Origin of the sequence: Methylobacterium currus (genome assembly GCF_003058325.1) — a bacterium.
GTDB lineage: Bacteria > Pseudomonadota > Alphaproteobacteria > Rhizobiales > Beijerinckiaceae > Methylobacterium > Methylobacterium currus.
Map to the genome: position 1 here is coordinate 1,198,540 of NZ_CP028843.1, position 17,890 is coordinate 1,216,429.

Sequence of the window (17,890 nt, forward strand, 5' to 3'; positions counted from 1 at the left end):
AGGATAGCCCCGATGAAGAGCCTCGACCTGAAGACCCTCGGCACCATCGCCGGCGGCTGCTGCACCCCCTGCACGCCCTGCGCCCCGGCCTGCCCGCCGGCGCCCTGCGCCCCGGCCCCGACCTGCGGCAGCGTCAAGTCGAAGAAGTGCTGATCGCACCGCGACCCGCCGAACGACACTGAAAACCCCGCTGAAAACCCCTAAGACACAGGAGAGACATCATGAAGAAGCTCGACCTCGCCACCCTGGCTTCCGTCGCCGGCGGCTGCTGCACCCCCTGCGCGCCCTGCGCCCCGGCCTGCCCGCCGGCGCCCTGCGCCCCGGCCCCGACCTGCGGCAGCGTCAAGTCGAAGAAGTGCTGAGCCGCTAACGTCGGATCCGCGCGGGGCCGCGACCGGGAGGATGGAGTTCCGATGACCACGGCCCCGCACATCCCCTGGACCTTTGCCCGCCTGGCCAGCCTGCCGCTGGCCTGGCGCCGGCGCGGTCTGCGCGCCCTCGTCACGGGCCGCCGCCTCCTGGCGAAGGAGGTCGGCGACGGGTTCGCCGCGACCTTCGAGAGCGTGCTTCGCCTGCCGCGCCGCGAGGCGTTGCGCCTCTCGCGCGAGGCCGTCCTCCACGACGTCGCCTCCGAGATCGAGTGGTGCGCCCTGCACAAGCGCCCGATCGCGGCCATCCGGCGCGACATCGACCGGGTGCGGGTCGCCGATCCGGCGGTGATGGAGCGCGTCGCCTCCACCGGCCGGCCGGTGATCCTGGCCCCCCTCCATATGGGCGCCTACGTGCTCGGCCTCGCCGCCCTGATGCTGCGCTACTTCCCCGGCCGGCCGATGCTGGTCCTGCGCCAGCGCGACGACATGGCGATGGAGACGGAAGTCATCGAGCGCCTGCGCGAGGTCGATGTCGATGTCCGCTTCCTGACCGTCAGCCAGCGGGCCGATTTCCTGTCCGCGGTGCGCTTCGCCCAGAAGGGGGCGGTGATCGTGGTGTTCTGCGACCTCGACCCGTCCTACGGGGCGCCGGCCGAGATGCCGATGTTCGGGCTGCCCTTCCGCTTCGCCTTCGGCACCGACACCCTGGCGCGGCTCACCGGCGCGACCGTGGTGCCGATCGCCACCACCATGGACGACCGCGGCGACACGGTCGGCCTCGGGCAGCCCTTCGAGGTGCGGGCGAGCGCGCCCGAGGAGCGGGCGCATGTGGCCGGGATCATGCGCCGGCACATCCAGGCCGCCATCTCGGGCAGGCCGGAGCAATGGCACCTCTGGCCGATGCTCGCCGATTATTTACCCTCCTCTGCGACGGTGCAGGACATCTCTCCGGCAGGCGGGGAGGCGCCGCACGACCTCGCGGCGTAAGGCCTCGCGAGCGGATGGTCGATGAGCGAACCCGCGGCACCTCCCTCCGCGGAGGCCAGTTTCCAGCGCCGACGGCTCAGCGGCAGCGTCCACCTCCAGCACGACCGCGGCAGCGTCTGGATGGCGTGGTTCTTCGGCGCCATCATCGTGGTGATCGTGGCCGGCTTGTTTCTCGGCCGCCTCGCCCGCTCCGAATCGGTGCGCGGCTACGTCTCGGCGGCCTCGGGGCTCACCCGCCTCGACGCCCAGGCCGCCGGCATCGTCCGGGAGATCGCCGTCAAACAGGGTGACACCGTCACCCGCGGCCAGCGCCTGATGCAGGTGCAATTGCGCGAGCAGACCACGGGGGGCGTCTCGACCGTCGGCGCCACGCTCCGCAGCCTCCAGGACCGGCGCACCAGCCTCTCGGCCGAGCAGGCGCGCCTCTCCGCCTATCTCGATTCGACCCGCGGCGACCGCGACGAGACCGAGCGCAACGTCGCGGCGGTCCTGCGTGCCCTCGACGAGCAGGAGCGCACCCTGAAGGAGGGTCTGCGTCAGCAGGAGGAGATGGTCGCCCGCGTCGAGGCCTATCTGCGCCAGGGCTACGCCACCCGCGAGACCCTCAACGGCCAGCGCCGTGCCGCCCTCGACTACGCCCGCCAGATCGCCGAACTGCGCGCCCGCCGGGCCGAGCTGCGGCAGGGCACCTCCGAGCGCCTGCGCGCCCAGCGCACCGGCGATACCGAGAAGGCGGCGCAGCTCGCCTCGATCCGCAACGAATTGAGCACCATCGAGGCGCAGATCACCACGCTCGGCGCCCAGTCGCGCATCGACGTGGTGGCGCCGACCGACGGCCAGGTCGCCGGCCTCTACGTCCAGCCCGGCGATTCGGTGACCGCCGACCAGGTGGTGGCGATCCTCGGCGACACAAGGGCCGATCCGCTGATCGTGCTCGAAGTGCCGGCCCGGGCGATCGGCCTCGCCAAGGTCGGCCAGGACGTCGTGCTGAAATACGACGCCTTCCCGTTCAAGACCTTCGGCATCGCCAAGGGCACGATCACGGTGATCTCCGGCACCCCCTTGCGCAACCCGATGCTGGCCTCGGCGGAAGAGGGCGGGGGCGATGCGGCGGCCGCGGCGGCGCGCCAATCCGTCTACCGGGTCGAGGTGCGGCCCGAGTCGCGCACCATGCGCGCCTACGGCACCGACGAGCCGATCCGCATCGGCTCGACCCTCTCGGCCGACATCGTGGTCGAGCGGCGGCGGCTGATCGACTGGATGCTCGATCCGATCCGGGCGATGCGCGGCAGGGGATGATGCGATGACCGACTGGCTCAAGCGCGCGCTCAGCAAGCGGCGGCGGGTGCGCTCGATCCTGCAGAACGAGGCCAACGAGTGCGGGCTCGCCGCCCTCGCGATGGTGGCGAACTACCACCGCCACGACATCGACCTCGCCTATCTGCGGGCGTTGTTCCCGCTGTCGCGCAACGGCATGACGCTCGCCAGCATCGTGGCGCTCGCCGACAGCCTCGACCTCGACGCCAGCGGCTACGCCCTCGACGGGGTGACCGAGCTGGAGCAGGTGGCGTTGCCGGCGATCCTGCACTGGCGCGGCAACCACTTCGTGGTGCTGGAGAGGATGTCTCGCGGCCGCTACCACGTCCACGATCCCGAATTCGGCCTGCGGATCTACGAGCGCGCCGACATGGAGCGCCTGTTCGGCGGCGTCGTGCTCGAATTCGCCCCCCGGATGGATTTCCGGGCGATCAAGGTCGGCGACCGGCTCAAGCTGCTCGACATCCTGCGCAGCGCCCGGGGCCTCGGCGGCACGGTGTGGCAGATCACGCTGGTCTCGGTGGCGATCTCGCTGCTCGGCCTCACCACCCCGGTGCTGCTCCAGATCGCCCTCGACGTGGTGATCCCGCAGGTCGACCTCGACCTGATGCAGATGCTGGCCGCCGGCCTGGTCCTGATGATGCTGTTCGAGGCCTTCGGGCAGTGGCTGCGCGGCTATATCGCCTTGCGCGCCTCGACGCTGCTCCAGCTCCAGTTCACCCGCAACGTCGTCGGCCACGCGCTGCGGCTGCCGCTGAGCTACTTCGAGTTGCGCCATCCGGGCGACTTCGTCACCCGGATCCAGTCGATCGACACGATCCGCAATTTCATGGTCGGGGGCCTGGTCACGTCGTTCGCCGATATCGGCACGTCGTTCCTGCTCGTCGGGCTGATGTACTATTACTCGCCCGTCATGGCGTCGATCACGCTGGCGACCCTCGCCGCCGTGTTGGCGATGCGCTTCGTCACCTTCCCGACGCTGGACCGGGCCACCGCCGGCTCGCTCGAGGCGCGCTCGCAGGAGCAGGCGAGCCTGATCGACGGGTTGCAGCGCATCGGCAGCCTGAAGGCCCATAACAGCACCGAGCTCTTCGCCATGACCTGGTTCGAGAGCTTCGCGCGCTTCGCCAATCTCGACTTCCGGGCGAAGAAGGCCGGGCTCGACGCCGAGTTCCTGATGCACGTCGTCATCGCGGTCAGCACCGTGGCGACGCTCTATCTCGGCATCACCGGCGTCATCAAGAACACGCTGACGATCGGCACGCTCTACGCCTTCATCGCGCTGCGCACCGACTTCTTCGACCGCGTCAACCACCTGACCTCGAGCCTGCTCCAGCTCGCCGCCCTCAAGGTCCACGTCGCCCGCCTCGACGACGTGATCGGCCAGGCGCCGGAGGAGGGCCTGCACGAGGCGACCGTCCACCGCGCGATCCGCAAGGAGGTCCGGATCGAGGACGTCAGCATTCGGTTCGGCCGCGGCGAGGAGCCGATCCTGACGGGGGCCTCCCTCACGATCGATGTCGGCCGCTGCGAGACGATCGCGATCGTGGGCGCCTCGGGGTCCGGCAAGTCCTCGCTGATGCGGATCCTGGCGAGCCTCACCGAGCCCGCCGCCGGCTCCGTCACGGTCGACGGCGCGCCCCTGAGCCAGTTCGGCAAGCGCGAGTACCGGGCCAATCTCGGGGTCGTCTTCGCCGATGACGGACTCTTCGCCGGCACGGTGGCCGACAACCTGTCGCTGTTCGATCCCGCCGTGTCCCATGCCGAGATGGAGGCGGCCCTGGTCCGGGTGTCCTTGCGCGAGGAGATCGAGCGGCTGCCGCAGGGCTACGCCACCCATGTCTCGGAGGAGGGCAGCGTGCTCTCCACCGGCCAGCGCCGCCGCCTGCTGCTGGCCCGCGCCCTCTGCCGCCGGCCGCGGCTGATGCTCCTCGACGAGGTGACGGCCAACCTCGACCCCGCGACCGAGACGGCGCTCGTCGAGAGCCTGAAGGGCGTGAAGGCCGCCAAGGTCTTCATCACCCACAGCGAACGCCTGCTCGACCAGGTCGACCGCGTCTTCCGCATCGAGAATGGACGCCTCAGCGAGGATCCGCGCAAGCCGGGGGCGCCGGTGCCGGAGGCGGCGTGAGGGGTGGACGCCGGCCGGCCGAGTAAAATTCTTCCGGGAGTAATAACGTGCCACGCTATCCGAAGCGGCGCAGCGGAGCACGACATGATACGACGCATGTCAAATGCGGAAAAAGAGACAAGATGTATCTGCGTTAGACCCTTTGGTCGGGATAACTGCTCTCGCGAGCACATTTTCCATCCCGCCCACGACCTCATCGTGACGTGCTGCTGCGTGCAGCAGCCTCGAAGGAGGTCCCCAGAAATCTCTGCGCGCACTGGAGCCCTCCTTCGAGGCCTCCGCTCTGCTCCGGCACGTCAGGATGAGGTCGTGGATGGGACTGAAATGGATGTCATACCGCAGCGCCTTCGAACGGACTCGTTTGAAGGCGCTGGCTAAGCCCGAACGCGCGCCGGCGCTGATGCGCCGGACGCCTTCGCATCGACACGTCGATGCGAAGGCGCGATGGCACAAGGCTCAGAGCCCCCGAAGCTAGAGCTCCCAAAACTCCTGCCACGCGATAGCGGGCGCCCGCCTTACCGAGAGTCCCCCTCCGCCCGCGACACCCGCAGAACCGGCACCGGACGCGCCCTCGCACCCGCCGCCGCGCTCCCGCGCAGGACCGGCACCGCCTCGGCAGGGACCGCCGCGAGCGAGCGGCGCAGGGCCGGCGGCGGGGGCGGGGCGACCGACTCGAACCGCCGCGCCGGAGAAGCGCCGGGCGCGGCATCAAGGAGCGCCGCCGCCGCGGCGAGCTGGAGCGACTGCCCGTCGCGCTCGTTGAGCACGGTCTCCGCCGCCACCTCGGCATTGGCGAGTTCGCCGCGGATGTTCAGTTCGTCGAGGACGGTGCGGAAGCCCGCCGCGCGCTCGATCGCGAAACCCCGCATCGTCTCGCGCAACTCGCGGATCCGCGCCGTCAGCTGGGCGTATTGCTCGGCGGTGGCCTGGCGCCGCGCGAAGGCGATGCGGGCGGCGGTGAGGGTCGCCAGCTCCTTGTCCTGCGCCTCGTAGCCGCGCTGGCGCGCCAGGGCCGAGGCCTCGCCGATCCGCGGCAGGCTGCCGGGCTCGTAGATCGGCACGGTCGCGACCACCCTTGTCGTGGTGTCGGTGATCCGGTCGAGGGCCGGGCTGTAGCCGAGCTGCGCGATCTTCGAGACTTGCAGATTGACCTTGGGCAGCAGGTCCGCGACCGCCGCCTTGGCCTGGTAGCCGGCGGCCTCCGCCTCGAGCTGGAACGCCGCGATGTCGGGATTGGCCTTGCGGACCAGCTCCGCATAGGCGTCGGCGCTGCGCGGCAGCCCGTCGGGCAGGCGCGGCGGCTGCATCCGCTCCGGCGCCATCCGGGTCAGCCGGGTGAAGTCGAGCCGGGACGCCGTGAGGTCGGCCTGGGCCCGCAGGCGCAGGGCCTCGGCCTCCTGCACCCGCGAGCGGGCGAGCGCCACGTCGGTGCGGGTCGCGTCGTTGAGCTCGAACTGCTTGTCGGTGAAGGCGGCGATGCGCTGGATCGCGACGAGCTGCGCCTCGCGCGCCGCGAGGATCCGGGTGTCGCGCAGCACGGCGATATAGGCGAGCGCAGTGTCGAGCAGCACCTGCTGGCGCCGGCCGATCAGGAGCAGCCGGCCCGATTCGGCGAGCGTGCGGGCGGTCTGGTAGCCGTTCCAGCGCCCGAACCCGTCGAAGAGCGGCAGGTTCGCGGTGATCCCGACCACGCTCGGCGCCCGCCGCGGCGTGGCGTCGAGCCCGACCACCGGCGGGCTCGCCTCCGGCGCGTAGGTGATTCGGCTCCTGAGCGGCCGGTCGGCCGTGAAGGCGACCGTGGGCATGAAGGCGTCGATGGCGCCGCGCAGGCGCTCCTCGGCACCGTCCTGCCGAGCGCGCTCGGCCCGCAGCACGAAGCTCGATTCAAGGGCTGCGGCGGAAGCCTCTTCGAGGCTCTGCGCCCGGACCGCGCCTGCGGAGCCCGCCAGGATCGCCAGGACGCAGCCCAGCCTGTCCATCCTCGCGCGCCGCACCGACATCTGATCTCCGAAGGATGGGGGACCGCCGGTCCACCTCCCCAGGGTTCGACCCGGCGAGGATGCCGCGAACGGGCGCCCTCTTCTTCGCAGAACAGGGTGAAGGAAGCCTTACCTACGGACGGCACCGGCGAGCGAACCCGCTGCACAGCAGGACATTGACGGCTCCACGGGCGCGATACTCGCGTAACGCCAAGATAACGATATCATGCCGCGCAGGCGAACCATCGCTCGACCGGTGACGAGGAGAATACACGGATTCAGGGCTGATCGATACTTGGAGCGCAGGACACGCTTCGGGGGAGGCGGCAGCCGGCCGGCTCACCCGCGCTGCCGGAGCACTCAGCGGGCGCTTCGCGATCGAGCGCAGCAGGGCCGCGACGACGTCGCGGCGACCCCGCGGGCGACGCGGCGGCGCTCCGTCCCGTCCGGCTCGTCCCACCGGCCAACGGGTTTGACAACCCGGGACCGCCCGGTCCTCTATGCAGGACACACCATAAGATCGACCCGGTGAGGACACGCCCTTGGCCTTGATCATGGCCCCGATCGGCAGCAGCTCCGCCTGCGCGGCGCGTTCCGCATGAGCGCCAGCGAGAATTCCGCCATCCGGCCCCGGCGGGTCGTCCAGTTCGGCACCAGCCGCTTCCTGCAGGCCCATGCCGACCTGTTCATCCACGACGCGCGGCAGGCCGGCCAGGCGGTCGGTCCGGTCGCGGTGGTGCAGACCTCGGGGGCGGACTCCCGGGCCGGGCGCGTCGCCGCCTTCGGGGCGCCGGGCGGCTACCCGGTCGTCATCCGCGGCATCGCGGACGGCGCCCCGGTCGAGCGGCAGGTCGCCGTCACCAGCATCGACCGCGGCCTCTCGGCCACGACCGACTGGGAGGCCGTGACGGCCCTGTTCGTCGAGGAGGCCGAGATCGTCCTCTCGAATACCGGCGATACCGGATACGCCATCCCCGCCTCCGATCGCGGGGCGGGATGGGTCGAGGCGCATCCCCCGGCCTCGTTTCCCGGCAAACTGGCGCAGCTTCTGTACCGCCGCTGGCAGGCGGGCGGGCGCCCGCTGACGGTGCTGCCCTGCGAGCTGATCAACCGCAACGGCCGGGTGCTGCAAGGCCTGGTCCTCGACCTCGCCGCGCAAGCCGGCCTGCCGGAGCAGTTCCGGACCTGGCTGCGCGAGGGCGTGACCGTCGCCGACACCCTCGTCGACCGCATCGTCTCCGAGCCGATCGAGCCCGTCGGCGCCGTGGCCGAGCCCTACGCCCTGTGGGCGATCGAGCGCCGCCCCGGACTCGTGCTGCCGTGCGAGCATCCCTGCATCGTGCTCGCCGACGACCTGGAGCCGTTCGAGCGGCTCAAGCTCCACATCCTCAATCTCGGCCACACCTTCCTCGCCGAGATCTGGCGGCGCGAGGCCCGGCCCGGGCCTGAGACCGTGCGGGAGATCCTGGCCGATCCGGCGATCCGGGCGCGGCTCGACGCGCTCTACCGCGACGAGGTGGTGCCGGGCTTCGCCGCCCGGGGAATGGAGGCGGAGGCGACGGACTACGTCGCCGCCACCCTCGACCGGTTCCGCAACCCGTTCCTGAACCACCGCATCGCCGACATCGCCCAGAACCACGTCCAGAAGGTCGAGCGCCGGGTCCACGCCTTCCTGGACTGGGTCGAGGAGGCGGGCGCCAGCCTGCCCGCGCCGGCGTTGCGGGCACTGGCCGCCGCATATCCGCGGCCGGGCGCCGCATGACCGACCGCCTCGTTGCCGCCCTGCTGCTTGGGCAGCGCCACGGCGGCGATCCGCCGGCCGAGACGATGTCGTGATCGCGACGAGGCGGTCCCTTATTCCGAAACCGAGAAAGACGCCATTCCCATGAAGGTGCTCCTCTGCGACGAGCCGGGCTGCTTGCGTGTGACCGAGCGGCCGGAGCCGGTCCCGGCCGAGGGCGAGGCGCTGGTGCGCATCCGCCGGGTCGGCATCTGCGGCACGGATTTCCACATCTACCAGGGCAAGCACCCGTTCCTGGACTATCCGCGGGTGATGGGCCACGAACTCGCCGGCACGGTCGAGCGGGCGCCGGCCGGCAGCGGGCTCGAGGCGGGCCAGACCTGCTACATCGTGCCCTACCTGTCCTGCGGACGCTGTGTCGCCTGCCGCAAGGGCGTGACCAATGCCTGCCAGGCCATCAGCGTGCTCGGCGTCCATCGTGACGGCGGCATGGCCGAGCTGATCAGCGTGCCGGCCCGGAACGTCGTGCCGGTGGGCGACACAGCCCTGGACGACGCCGCGATGATCGAGTTCCTGGCGATCGGCGCCCATGGGGTGAAGCGCGGCGGCATCACAAAGGATGATCGCGTGCTGGTGGTCGGATCGGGGCCGATCGGGATGTCGGCGGTGATCTTCGCCAAGGCCCGCGGTGCCCACGTCACCGTCATGGACCTGCGCGAGGACCGGCTGGCCTTCACGCAAGACTCGCTCGGCGCCGACGCGCTGCTCACGGCCGACGACGAGGCCGAGGCGAAGGCCGGGGCGGCCACCGCGGGCGACTTCTACGATTGCGTGATCGACTGCACCGGCAACCGCGCCGCGATGCAGCGCGGCTTCGGCTTCGTCGGCCATGGCGGGCGCTACGTGCTGGTGAGCGTGGTGCGCGACGACATCGTGTTCTCGGATCCCGAGTTCCACAAGCGCGAGACCACCCTGTTCGCCAGCCGCAACGCGCAAGCCGACGACTTCGCCGAGGTGGTGCGCCAGATGCAGGCGGGCCGCGTGCCGACGCAGGCGTTGCGCACCCATCGCGGGGCGCTGGCGGACGGGCCCGCGCTGTTCCGCGAGTGGCTGCGGCCGGAGGCGGGGGTGATCAAGGCGATCCTGGAACTCTGACCGATCATCGGATCACCACGGAAGACACATCCGCCGGGTCGTTCCTGTCGGGCCGATCGGCCAGGGCCCGGGACGATCCGCGCGTCCTCAACCCAGGTGAAGGCGTCGGGGAATCCGTTCCGGCATCCGGGCAGGATGGACCGGCGCAGCCCGCCCCCCGGAGACGATCGCCTCACCCCCCTCGGACCTGCGCCTCTGGGCCGTGCTGGCCCTGGGGCCGGTCTTCCTCGCCCTCGGCGTCCTGTTCCTGGCGGCGCCCGCCCTCGGCGCGCTGGTCTACGGCGTGCCGGAGCCCGGAGGGGTCGGCCGTACTTATCCACGGGCGATCGGCGCGCGCGACGCCGCCCTCGCGCTTGATCTCGCGGGCTTGAGCCTGTTCTCGACCCGGCACGCCGTTCCGGTCGTGCTGGCGGCCAGCCTCGTCATCCCGGCCTGCGACCTCGCCCTCATCCTGTCGGCCGGCACGGCGGCGTGGTGGCAGGTGGCTGTGCACGCGGAGAGCGCCGGCGTGCTGGCGCTCTCCGCCCTGTGGCTCGCCGGGCGCGGTCGCTCGGCGTAACCGCTCGGCGTCGTCACTCGGCGTAGTCCGGCTCCTCCCGGTCCAGACGCCGGCGGATGGCCGCGAGGTGGAGGCGGGCCGATTCGGGATCGCCCTCGCGCATCTGCCGGGAGGCGGCCTCGGCAATGGCGGGGTCGACCGGCAGGACCGGGCGGCCGGTCGAGAGGGCAAGCACCTGCACCTCCGCCGCGCGCTCCAGGTAGTAGAGGTCGTCCCAGGCCTCCGCGATGGTCGGGGCCAGCACCATCACGCCGTGGTTCTTCATGAACACGATGTCGGCCTCGCCGACGCTGTCGGCGATACGGTCGCCTTCGCGCTCGTCGAGGGCGAGGCCGTTGTAGTTCCGGTCGAAGGCGGTGCGGCCGTAGAACTTGAGCGCGGTCTGCCCGGCGAAGATCAGGGGGTCGCCCTCGGTCATCGACAGGGCGGTGGCGTAGGGCATGTGGGTGTGGAACGCCACGCGCGCCCGCGGGATGCGCTTGTGCAGGCGGGCATGGATGTAGAAGGCGGTGGCCTCCGGCTGGCCCTCGCCCGACACGACGTTGCCGTCGAAGTCGCAGACCAGGAGCTTCGAGGCGGTGAGCTCCGCGAAGGCGTACCCGTAGGGATTGACGATGAAGAGGTCGTCGTAGCCCGGCACCATCGCGGAGAAGTGGTTGCAGATGCCCTCTTCCAGGCCGTGGCGCGCCGCCATGCGGAAGCAGGCCGCCAGATCCTCCTTGGCTCGGCGCACCTCGGGCCCGGCGAGGTCGGGCTGGTTGAGGCCGTCGGGACTCCGCTCGCCGGCCGGCGCGCCCAATGCGTGAGCCATGGTGTCGGTGTCTCCTTCACGATCAGGCCGGATCCTGGCGGAAGCCGGTCCCGCTTGTCCACGCCCGCTCGGGTCCACGGGGGTCAGCGCGCGGCGCGCAGGTGCTCCAGCAGGGCAGGGGTGGCGTAGCCGTCCGCCGGCAGGCCCGCCGCGATCTGGTAGCGCCGCACCGCCTCCCGCAAGCGTGGTCCCGCGCGGCCGTCGAACGGGCCGTCGTAGAACGCCTTCGCGGAGAGCCCGCGCTGGAGCGCGGTCAACCCGGCCTGGTCGAGGCGCGGGCCGGTCGGCCAGGGGGCGGACAAAGCCGGCCCGCCGGCGATCCGGTCGGAGAGGTGGCCGACGGCGAGCGCGTAGGCGTCCGAGGTGTTGTAGGCACGGATCGCCTCGAAGTTGGCGGTGATCAGGAAGGCCGGCCCGCCGGCGCCGCCGGGCAGGAACAGGCTGGCCTCGCCGGCCTCCGGCAGGCCGCCACCGTCGAGGGCCCGCACCCCGCGCCGGGCGAAGTCGGCGAACGGGGCACGGTAGCGCGCCAGGTCGAAATCCGCCGGCAGCGTCACGGCCACGCCCCAGGGCAGGTCGCGGCGCCAGCCGGCCTGGGCCAGGAAGCTCGCGATCGAGGCCAGCGCGTCCGGTGCCGAATCCCAGATGTCGCGCCGTCCGTCGCCGTCGAAGTCGACCGCACTGCGCAGATAGGCCGAGGGCAGGAACTGCGTCTGCCCCATGGCGCCGGCCCAGGAGCCGCGCATCCGCTCGGGCGCGACGTCATGGTGTTCGAGGATCTCGAGCGCCGCCAGCAGCTCGTCGCGAAACAGCTCGCCGCGGTGGCGCGCCTCGGCGAGCGTGGCGAGCGCCCGGATCACCGGCACCGTGCCGGCGCTGGCGCCGAAATCCGATTCGATGCCCCAGAAGGCCAGCACCACCGGGCCGGGCACGCCGTAGGCCGCCTCGATCGCCGCCAGGGTCTCGGCGCGGCGCGCGGCCTCCGCCCGCCCGCGGGCGATACGGCCGGCCGAGACCGCGCCGGTCAGGTACTCCCAGACCGGGCGGCCGAACTCGCCCTGGCGCCGCAGGCGCGCCAGCACCGCCGGGTCCGGGGTGACGCCCCGGAACGCGGCATCGAAGGTCGCACGCGAGATGTTTCGCGATTGGGCCGCCGGCCACAATTCCTCGAGGAAGGCCCGGAAATCGCCCGCGCCGACGGGGGCGGCGAGGACCACGACGGCGCCGAGGGCCAGAACGGCGCGAACCGCGAACCGGATCTGGGGCATGGATCAGACCCGGTTGCGCCGGCCGAGCGCCTCCTCCCAGGCGAGCGCCTGGGTGACGATCTCCCGCAGGTCGTCGTGCTGCGGCACCCAGCCGAGCTCGGCCCGGATGCGGTCCGCCCCGGCGACGATCCGCGACGGGTCGCCGGGGCGACGCGGCGAGAGCTTGACCGGAAAATCGACGCCGGAGACCGACTTCACCACGTCGATCACCTCCAGCACCGAGTAGCCGCGGCCGTAGCCGCAATTGAGCGTCAGGCTTGTCCCCCCGCCCCGCAGGTGGTTGAGCGCCACGAGATGCGCCTGGGCCAGGTCGGAGACCTGGATGTAGTCGCGCAGGCACGAGCCGTCCGGCGTCGGGTAGTCGGTGCCGAACACCTCCAGCTGGCCGCGCTTGCCGAGGGCGGCCTGGGTCGCGACCTTGATGAGATGCGTGGCGTTGGGGGTCGACTGGCCCGAGCGCCCGCGCGGGTCGGCGCCGGCCACGTTGAAGTAGCGCAGCACCACGTAGCTGATGCCGTGGGCGCGGGCGGCGTCCTCCAGCATCCACTCGGTCATCAGCTTCGAGCGGCCGTAGGGGTTGATCGGGTTCGGGGTGAGGTCCTCGGGCACCGGCACCACGGCCGGCTCGCCGTAGACCGCCGCGGTCGAGGAGAAGATCACGTGGCGCACGCCGGCACCGATCGCCGCCTCGATCAGCGCCCGCGACTTGACCGTATTGGCGAGGTAGTAGCCGAGGGGATCCGACACCGAATCCGGCACCACGATCTTGGCGGCGAAATGCGCCAGCGCGTCGATCCTGTGACGGCGGATGGTCTCGGCCACCAGGGTCTGGTCGGCGACGTCTCCGCGCACCAGCGTGACTTCCGGCGGCAGCGCCCAGTCGAAGCCGGTCGAGAGATCGTCGAGAACGACGACTTCCTCATGTCCGGCGTCGATCAGGGCGAGCACCATGTGGCTGCCGATATAGCCCGCGCCGCCCGTGACAAGTACCGCCATTCCGCTCGCTCCCCCGGGTGAGACGGGTTGATCCATAACCCGCAATGCTTCAGCGTCAATTAAGCTGTCCGATGGCAAGGCTGCCGGGAGGGAGGGTGTCCGCCGGGCGTGAGAAGCCCGGATGCGCCCGCGCCCGCCGGGCGGTCCGGCAATTCCTTGGTGTTCACTGGATCACGCACGATGAAACGCATTCGCAAAGCCGTCCTCCCGGTCGCGGGCCTCGGCACCCGTTTCCTGCCGGCGACCAAGGCGGTGCCCAAGGAGATGCTGACGGTCGTCGACCGTCCGGTGGTCCAGCACGTGGTCGACGAGGCCCGGGAAGCCGGGATCGAGCATTTCATCTTCGTCACCGGCCGCGGCAAGGCGGTGATCGAGGATCATTTCGACATGTCGTACGAGCTCGACCGCACCCTGCAGGAGCGCGGCAAGCACGAGGCCTACGAGGCGCTGAAGAAGGACCTGCCGGCCGCCGGCCAGACCAGCTTCACCCGCCAGCAGGAGCCCCTCGGCCTCGGCCACGCGGTGTGGTGCGCCCGCGAGATCGTCGGCGACGAGCCCTTCGCGGTGATCCTCCCCGACATGCTCAGCCGCGGCAGCATGGTGCAGATGCTCAAGGCCTACGAGCAGCACGGCGGCAACATCATCGCGGTCGAGGAGGTCGCCCCCGACCAGACCCACCAGTACGGCATCGTCAGCGTCGGCCAGGAATTCGGCGACACCTTCGAGATCACCGGCATGGTGGAGAAGCCGCCGAAGGGCACCGCGCCGTCGAACTACATCATCTCGGGCCGCTACATCCTCCAGCCGGAGATCTTTTCCATCCTCGAGCGCGGCGAGCGCGGGGCGGGCGGCGAGATCCAGCTCACCGACGGCATGAAGCGCCTGTCGGAGACGCAGAAGTTCTACGGCATGCACTATCGCGGCAAGACCTACGATACCGGCTCGAAGCTCGGCTTCCTGGTCGCGAACCTCGCCTACGGCCTCGAGCGGCCGGAGCTGCGCGACGCGCTGAAGCAGGAGATCGAGGCGCTGCTGGCGAAGGGCTGAAAGCCCGGCCGGTCGAAGCCCGGGCGCCCACCGGAAAGCGGGTCCCGGGCACGCGGCCGTCCTACTCGTCGTCGCCGAACCAATCGCGCCCGGGCTCGATGCAGCGATAGCCGACGAGGCATTCCGGCGTGTCGCGGGTCGGCACGAAGGCGTTCTTGGTGACTTGCGTCGGCTCGCAGAAGCTGCGGTCGCGCACGAAGCGGTCGTAGGTGGTGCCGCCGGTGCCGAGCACCGCGGCGCCTCGCGCCGCGAGGAAGCTGCGCGCCTGGCCGCAGGTCATGTCGAGGGTCGAGGGGCGGCCTTGCGCGAGCGCCGCGGCCGGCACCGCCGCGAGGGCGGCGAGCAGGATCGCGGCGGACAGAAGCGAGGATGGTCGGCGATCGGCGGGCACGGCGCTCCCCTGGTCAGGAGCGCGGCCAACGCGCGGCCGATGGCCGGGATCCGTCACCCTACTGCGTCAATTGCCCCACGCTCAGGATCGCCCCCATCACCGAGATGATGAGCCCGCCGATCAGGCCGCCGATCGCCACGGTCACCAGGGGGGTGAGCAGGGCGAGCAGGCGGTCGATGCGCTGGCGGGTCTCGGTCTCGTGCATCTCGGCGGCGTGGATCAGGACGCTGCCGAGGCGGTTCACCTGCTCGCCGCTGGCGATCAGGTTCAGGGTCGAGGCGGCGTAGGGCTTGAGCGACGACAGCCCCGAGGCGAGGCTGCCGCCTTCCGCCAGCCGCCGCCCGGCCTCGTCGAGGGCGCGGCGGAAGACCCGGTTGCCGGCGAGCGGGCGGGTCGCCGCCACCGCGTCGGGGATCGGCACCTCGGCGGTGAGCAGGGTGCCGAGCACCCGGCAGAACCGGCCGCACTCGATGCCGACCACGATCTCGCGCACCAGCGGCAGGCGAAGCGCCAGCCGCGCCCGGGCCGCCGCGAAGGCCGGCATCCCCCAGGCCCGGACGAGCCCGACGACGACGAGCGCGGCGCCGCCGAGGAGGAACGGCCAGGTGGCCGAGAGCGTCTCGCCGAGCCAGGCGGCGGCGCGGATCGCGAAGGGCGGCGCCTGGCCGCTGCCCTCGAAGAGCGGGGCGAGCGCCGGCACCAGCACGCCGACGATCATCGCCACGGTGCCGACCGCCATCGCGACCAGGAGCGCCGGGTAGATCATCGCCGAGGTCAGGTGACGCTTGACCGCGTCGCGGCGCTCGATCGACGCAGTGAGCGAGCCGACGACGTCGACGAGGGTCCCGGTGGCCTCGCCGGCGCGCACGATGTCGACCATGTCGCGCGGGAAGGCCTGCGGATGGGCCGCCATCGCCCGCGACAGCGAGGCGCCGGCCATCACCCGTTCGAGCAGGTCGGCGAGGACGGGCTTGAGGGCCGGCCCGGCCTGGCGCTCGACGAGGCGCAAGGCGCGGTCGACGGTGAGGCCGGCGCCGACCAGCGTGCCGAACTCGCGCAGGAAGGCGATGCGGGCGGCGTCGTTGACCCGGTCGCGCCCGAACAGGTCGCGGCGCCAGAACGGCGCCGGTCCGGACTCCGCCTGCTCGATCTCGTAGACCTGGAGCCCGTCGGCCCGGAGCTGCGCCACGGCGCGCTGGCGGGTCTCGGCCTCGATCCTGCCGGTGCGGGACCGCCCGTCCGCCGCATAGGCCTTGTAGGCGAAGCGCGGCATTTACAAGGTTCCTTCCAGCACCCGCCCGACCTCGTCGAGGGTCGTCCCGCCGTCGAGCACCCGCGCCCGGGCGCTGTCGGCGAGGGTCGTCATGCCGGCGGCCCGGGCGCGGGCGGTCAGGGTCTGCTCGTCGGCGCGATTCGCGATCAGCCCGCGCAACTCGCCGTCGAGGGTCATGATCTCGGAGGCGACCATGCGGCCGCGATAGCCGGTGCCGTTGCAGGACGGGCAGCCGCGGGCGCGCTTGAGGCTCAGGGGGACCTCAGGGGGAATGCCGAGGCGCAGGCGCTCCTGCGGCGTCGCCGGGGCTGCCTCGGCGCAAAGACCGCAGAGGCGCCGCACCAGGCGCTGGGCCACCACGCCGTTGAGGACCGCGGCGATGAGGTAGGGCTCGATGCCCATATCCATCAGCCGGGTCACGGTGGCGGGGGCGGAGTTGGTGTGGAGCGTCGAGATGACGAGGTGGCCGGTCAGCGCCGCCTGCACGGCGATGCGGGCGGTCTCGCCGTCGCGGATCTCGCCGACCATCACCACGTCCGGGTCCTGGCGCAGGATCGAGCGCAAGGCCGCCGCGAAGTCGAGACCGATCCCGGGATGGGCCTGGACCTGGTTCACCCCGGCCATCCGGTACTCGACCGGGTCCTCGACGGTGACGACCTTGAGATGCGGGCCGTTGATCCGGCGGAGCGCCGCGTAGAGCGTCGTGGTTTTTCCTGAGCCGGTCGGGCCGGTGACGAGGACGAGGCCGTTCGGCCGGCTCGTCATCGCGGCGATCTCACCGATTGCCGCCGCGTCGAAGCCCAGCGCCGAAAAATCCTCGACCCGGCGCGAGCCGTCGAGGACGCGCAGGACGATGCTTTCGCCGTGGGCGGTCGGTAGGGTCGAGACACGGATATCGACGTCCTGGCCGCGATCGGGGGCCTGCATGCGCCCGTCCTGGGGCAGGCGCCGCTCGGCGATGTTGAGCCCGGCCTGGATCTTGATGCGGGTGGTGAGCGCCAGCTGCACCGATTTCGCCAGCCGCTCGGATTCGACCAGCACGCCGTCGACCCGGTAGCGCACCCGCATGTCGGCCTCCTCGGCCTCCAGGTGGATGTCGGAGGCCGAGAGCTCGAAGGCCTTGCGCACCAGGCGGGCGGCGAGGCGCACGATCGGCGCCTGGCTCGCCACGTCGGCGAGCCGCGCGAGGTCGTCGTCGCTCCCCGCCTCGCCCTCCTCGGCGACGTCGCCGTAGACGGCGCGGTGGGCCCGCTCGAAGCTGCCCGGGCCGACGAGGCGAAAGGCCACCCGCCGGTCGCAGAGGTGCTCCAGCGCCTGGCCGGTCTCGCCGTCGAACGGGTCGACCACGGCCACGACGAGGCGCTCGGCCTCGGCCGCCAGCGGCAGGACGCGGGCGCGGGCGCAGTAATCGGGCGAGAGGAGATCGGGCATGACCGGCTCGCCGGGCAGGTCCTCCTGGCGCAGGATCGGCAGGCCGGTCGCCTCCGACAGGGCGGTGACCAGCGTCGCCTCGTGGACGAGGCCGAGCTCCGTCAGCAGCAGGGGCAGGGGACGCCGACCGGGCCCGTCGAGGGCGGCGAGCGCCCGCTCGTGGCCGGCGGCGTCGAGCACGTCGCTCTCGGCGAGCCGGTCGACGAAGGCGCGCAGGTCGTCGGTGCGGCTGCGCGGCGCATCGCGCCGGTCGGCCCGCGCCGGCCGCGGCCGGGTCTTGCCCGCCCAGATGCTCAGCATCGTCCTGCCCCAGAGAAAGCCAGAAAAGAGAGGACCCGACAGAAGACGCCGACCGGTGCGGCGCGACGCCGGCCATTCTCGCGCGGCGTCCTTAAGCGGACGGAAATATCGCTGCGTTAGACACCTCCACGAC

Annotated in this window: 16 protein-coding genes; 9 read left to right on the forward strand and 7 right to left on the reverse strand. The window is 71.7% G+C overall.

The genetic code is table 11. The annotated features are described in order from the left end of the window. The first annotated feature begins 12 nt into the window (after positions 1–12). The 5 genes from DA075_RS36415 to DA075_RS05475 all read left to right on the forward strand — a co-directional run bounded on the left by DA075_RS36415 (position 13) and on the right by DA075_RS05475 (position 4,806). Entirely contained in the window at positions 13–153 is a 141-nt protein-coding gene (locus DA075_RS36415) for a hypothetical protein (protein ID WP_164712213.1), read from the forward strand. A gap of 68 nt (positions 154–221) precedes the next feature. Continuing rightward, the gene (locus DA075_RS36420) at positions 222–362 is read left to right on the forward strand and encodes a hypothetical protein (protein WP_164712163.1); all 141 of its coding nucleotides are present in this window, start codon (positions 222–224) and stop codon (positions 360–362) included. Between the two features lie 51 nt (positions 363–413). Next, on the forward strand, positions 414–1,358 hold the full coding sequence (locus DA075_RS05465; protein WP_099952356.1) for an LpxL/LpxP family acyltransferase: 945 nt from the start codon (positions 414–416) through the stop codon (positions 1,356–1,358). Positions 1,359–1,379: 21 nt separating this feature from the next. Continuing rightward, complete coding sequence (locus tag DA075_RS05470; protein WP_099952357.1) at positions 1,380–2,657, forward strand: HlyD family secretion protein; 1,278 nt, start codon at positions 1,380–1,382, stop codon at positions 2,655–2,657. Between the two features lie 4 nt (positions 2,658–2,661). Next, entirely contained in the window at positions 2,662–4,806 is a 2,145-nt protein-coding gene (locus tag DA075_RS05475; protein WP_099952358.1) for a peptidase domain-containing ABC transporter, read from the forward strand. A gap of 515 nt (positions 4,807–5,321) precedes the next feature. Here DA075_RS05475 and DA075_RS05480 read toward each other — a convergent pair. Next, positions 5,322–6,806, reverse strand: coding sequence for a TolC family protein (locus DA075_RS05480; RefSeq protein ID WP_099952359.1), 1,485 nt, complete (start codon positions 6,804–6,806; stop codon positions 5,322–5,324). Between the two features lie 577 nt (positions 6,807–7,383). Here DA075_RS05480 and DA075_RS05485 point away from each other — a divergent pair. The 3 genes from DA075_RS05485 (at position 7,384) to DA075_RS05495 (ending at position 10,240) form a co-directional block, all read left to right on the forward strand. Next, complete coding sequence (locus DA075_RS05485; RefSeq protein WP_099952360.1) at positions 7,384–8,547, forward strand: mannitol dehydrogenase family protein; 1,164 nt, start codon at positions 7,384–7,386, stop codon at positions 8,545–8,547. 123 nt (positions 8,548–8,670) lie between these two features. After that, positions 8,671–9,681 carry a zinc-binding alcohol dehydrogenase family protein gene (locus DA075_RS05490; protein WP_099952361.1) on the forward strand — a complete coding sequence of 337 codons (1,011 nt, stop codon included), beginning with the start codon at positions 8,671–8,673 and terminating at the stop codon, positions 9,679–9,681. Between the two features lie 202 nt (positions 9,682–9,883). Next, positions 9,884–10,240 carry a DUF4267 domain-containing protein gene (locus DA075_RS05495; protein ID WP_232386226.1) on the forward strand — a complete coding sequence of 119 codons (357 nt, stop codon included), beginning with the start codon at positions 9,884–9,886 and terminating at the stop codon, positions 10,238–10,240. A gap of 13 nt (positions 10,241–10,253) precedes the next feature. On the opposite strand, the gene DA075_RS05500 is transcribed toward DA075_RS05495, so the two are convergent. The 3 genes from DA075_RS05500 to galE form a co-directional block, all read right to left on the reverse strand. Beyond that, positions 10,254–11,051 carry an aldolase gene (locus DA075_RS05500; RefSeq protein ID WP_099952363.1) on the reverse strand — a complete coding sequence of 266 codons (798 nt, stop codon included), beginning with the start codon at positions 11,049–11,051 and terminating at the stop codon, positions 10,254–10,256. An 83-nt stretch (positions 11,052–11,134) separates the two neighbouring features. After that, a complete protein-coding gene (locus tag DA075_RS05505) occupies positions 11,135–12,319 on the reverse strand; it encodes a lytic murein transglycosylase (RefSeq protein ID WP_174800061.1) in 1,185 nt (394 codons plus the stop codon). Positions 12,320–12,322: 3 nt separating this feature from the next. After that, a complete protein-coding gene (gene galE, locus DA075_RS05510) occupies positions 12,323–13,315 on the reverse strand; it encodes a UDP-glucose 4-epimerase GalE (RefSeq protein WP_099952364.1) in 993 nt (330 codons plus the stop codon). A gap of 180 nt (positions 13,316–13,495) precedes the next feature. On the opposite strand from galE, the gene galU reads away from it, so the two are divergent. After that, the gene (gene galU, locus DA075_RS05515; RefSeq protein ID WP_099952365.1) at positions 13,496–14,362 is read left to right on the forward strand and encodes a UTP--glucose-1-phosphate uridylyltransferase GalU; all 867 of its coding nucleotides are present in this window, start codon (positions 13,496–13,498) and stop codon (positions 14,360–14,362) included. Positions 14,363–14,423: 61 nt separating this feature from the next. On the opposite strand, the gene DA075_RS05520 is transcribed toward galU, so the two are convergent. From DA075_RS05520 to DA075_RS05530, 3 genes are all read right to left on the reverse strand, one after another. Further along, positions 14,424–14,723 (reverse strand): hypothetical protein, encoded by a 300-nt coding sequence (locus tag DA075_RS05520; protein ID WP_099956425.1) that lies wholly within the window; start codon positions 14,721–14,723, stop codon positions 14,424–14,426. A gap of 88 nt (positions 14,724–14,811) precedes the next feature. Beyond that, a complete protein-coding gene (locus tag DA075_RS05525; protein WP_099952366.1) occupies positions 14,812–16,026 on the reverse strand; it encodes a type II secretion system F family protein in 1,215 nt (404 codons plus the stop codon). Next, positions 16,027–17,757 (reverse strand): GspE/PulE family protein, encoded by a 1,731-nt coding sequence (locus DA075_RS05530; protein ID WP_099952367.1) that lies wholly within the window; start codon positions 17,755–17,757, stop codon positions 16,027–16,029. Positions 17,758–17,890: the final 133 nt, after the last annotated feature.

Excerpts from the sequence above, each read along its gene's own strand:
- DA075_RS36415 (WP_164712213.1), top strand. The coding sequence starts at position 13 with ATGAAGAGCCTCGACCTGAAGACCCTCGGCACCATCGCCGGCGGCTGC.
- DA075_RS36420 (WP_164712163.1), top strand. The coding sequence starts at position 222 with ATGAAGAAGCTCGACCTCGCCACCCTGGCTTCCGTCGCCGGCGGCTGC.
- DA075_RS05465 (WP_099952356.1), top strand. The coding sequence starts at position 414 with ATGACCACGGCCCCGCACATCCCCTGGACCTTTGCCCGCCTGGCCAGC.
- DA075_RS05470 (WP_099952357.1), top strand. The coding sequence starts at position 1,380 with ATGAGCGAACCCGCGGCACCTCCCTCCGCGGAGGCCAGTTTCCAGCGC.
- DA075_RS05475 (WP_099952358.1), top strand. The coding sequence starts at position 2,662 with ATGACCGACTGGCTCAAGCGCGCGCTCAGCAAGCGGCGGCGGGTGCGC.
- DA075_RS05480 (WP_099952359.1), bottom strand. The coding sequence starts at position 6,806 with ATGTCGGTGCGGCGCGCGAGGATGGACAGGCTGGGCTGCGTCCTGGCG.
- DA075_RS05485 (WP_099952360.1), top strand. The coding sequence starts at position 7,384 with ATGAGCGCCAGCGAGAATTCCGCCATCCGGCCCCGGCGGGTCGTCCAG.
- DA075_RS05490 (WP_099952361.1), top strand. The coding sequence starts at position 8,671 with ATGAAGGTGCTCCTCTGCGACGAGCCGGGCTGCTTGCGTGTGACCGAG.
- DA075_RS05500 (WP_099952363.1), bottom strand. The coding sequence starts at position 11,051 with ATGGCTCACGCATTGGGCGCGCCGGCCGGCGAGCGGAGTCCCGACGGC.
- DA075_RS05505 (WP_174800061.1), bottom strand. The coding sequence starts at position 12,319 with ATGCCCCAGATCCGGTTCGCGGTTCGCGCCGTTCTGGCCCTCGGCGCC.
- galE (WP_099952364.1), bottom strand. The coding sequence starts at position 13,315 with ATGGCGGTACTTGTCACGGGCGGCGCGGGCTATATCGGCAGCCACATG.
- galU (WP_099952365.1), top strand. The coding sequence starts at position 13,496 with ATGAAACGCATTCGCAAAGCCGTCCTCCCGGTCGCGGGCCTCGGCACC.
- DA075_RS05525 (WP_099952366.1), bottom strand. The coding sequence starts at position 16,026 with ATGCCGCGCTTCGCCTACAAGGCCTATGCGGCGGACGGGCGGTCCCGC.
- DA075_RS05530 (WP_099952367.1), bottom strand. The coding sequence starts at position 17,757 with ATGCTGAGCATCTGGGCGGGCAAGACCCGGCCGCGGCCGGCGCGGGCC.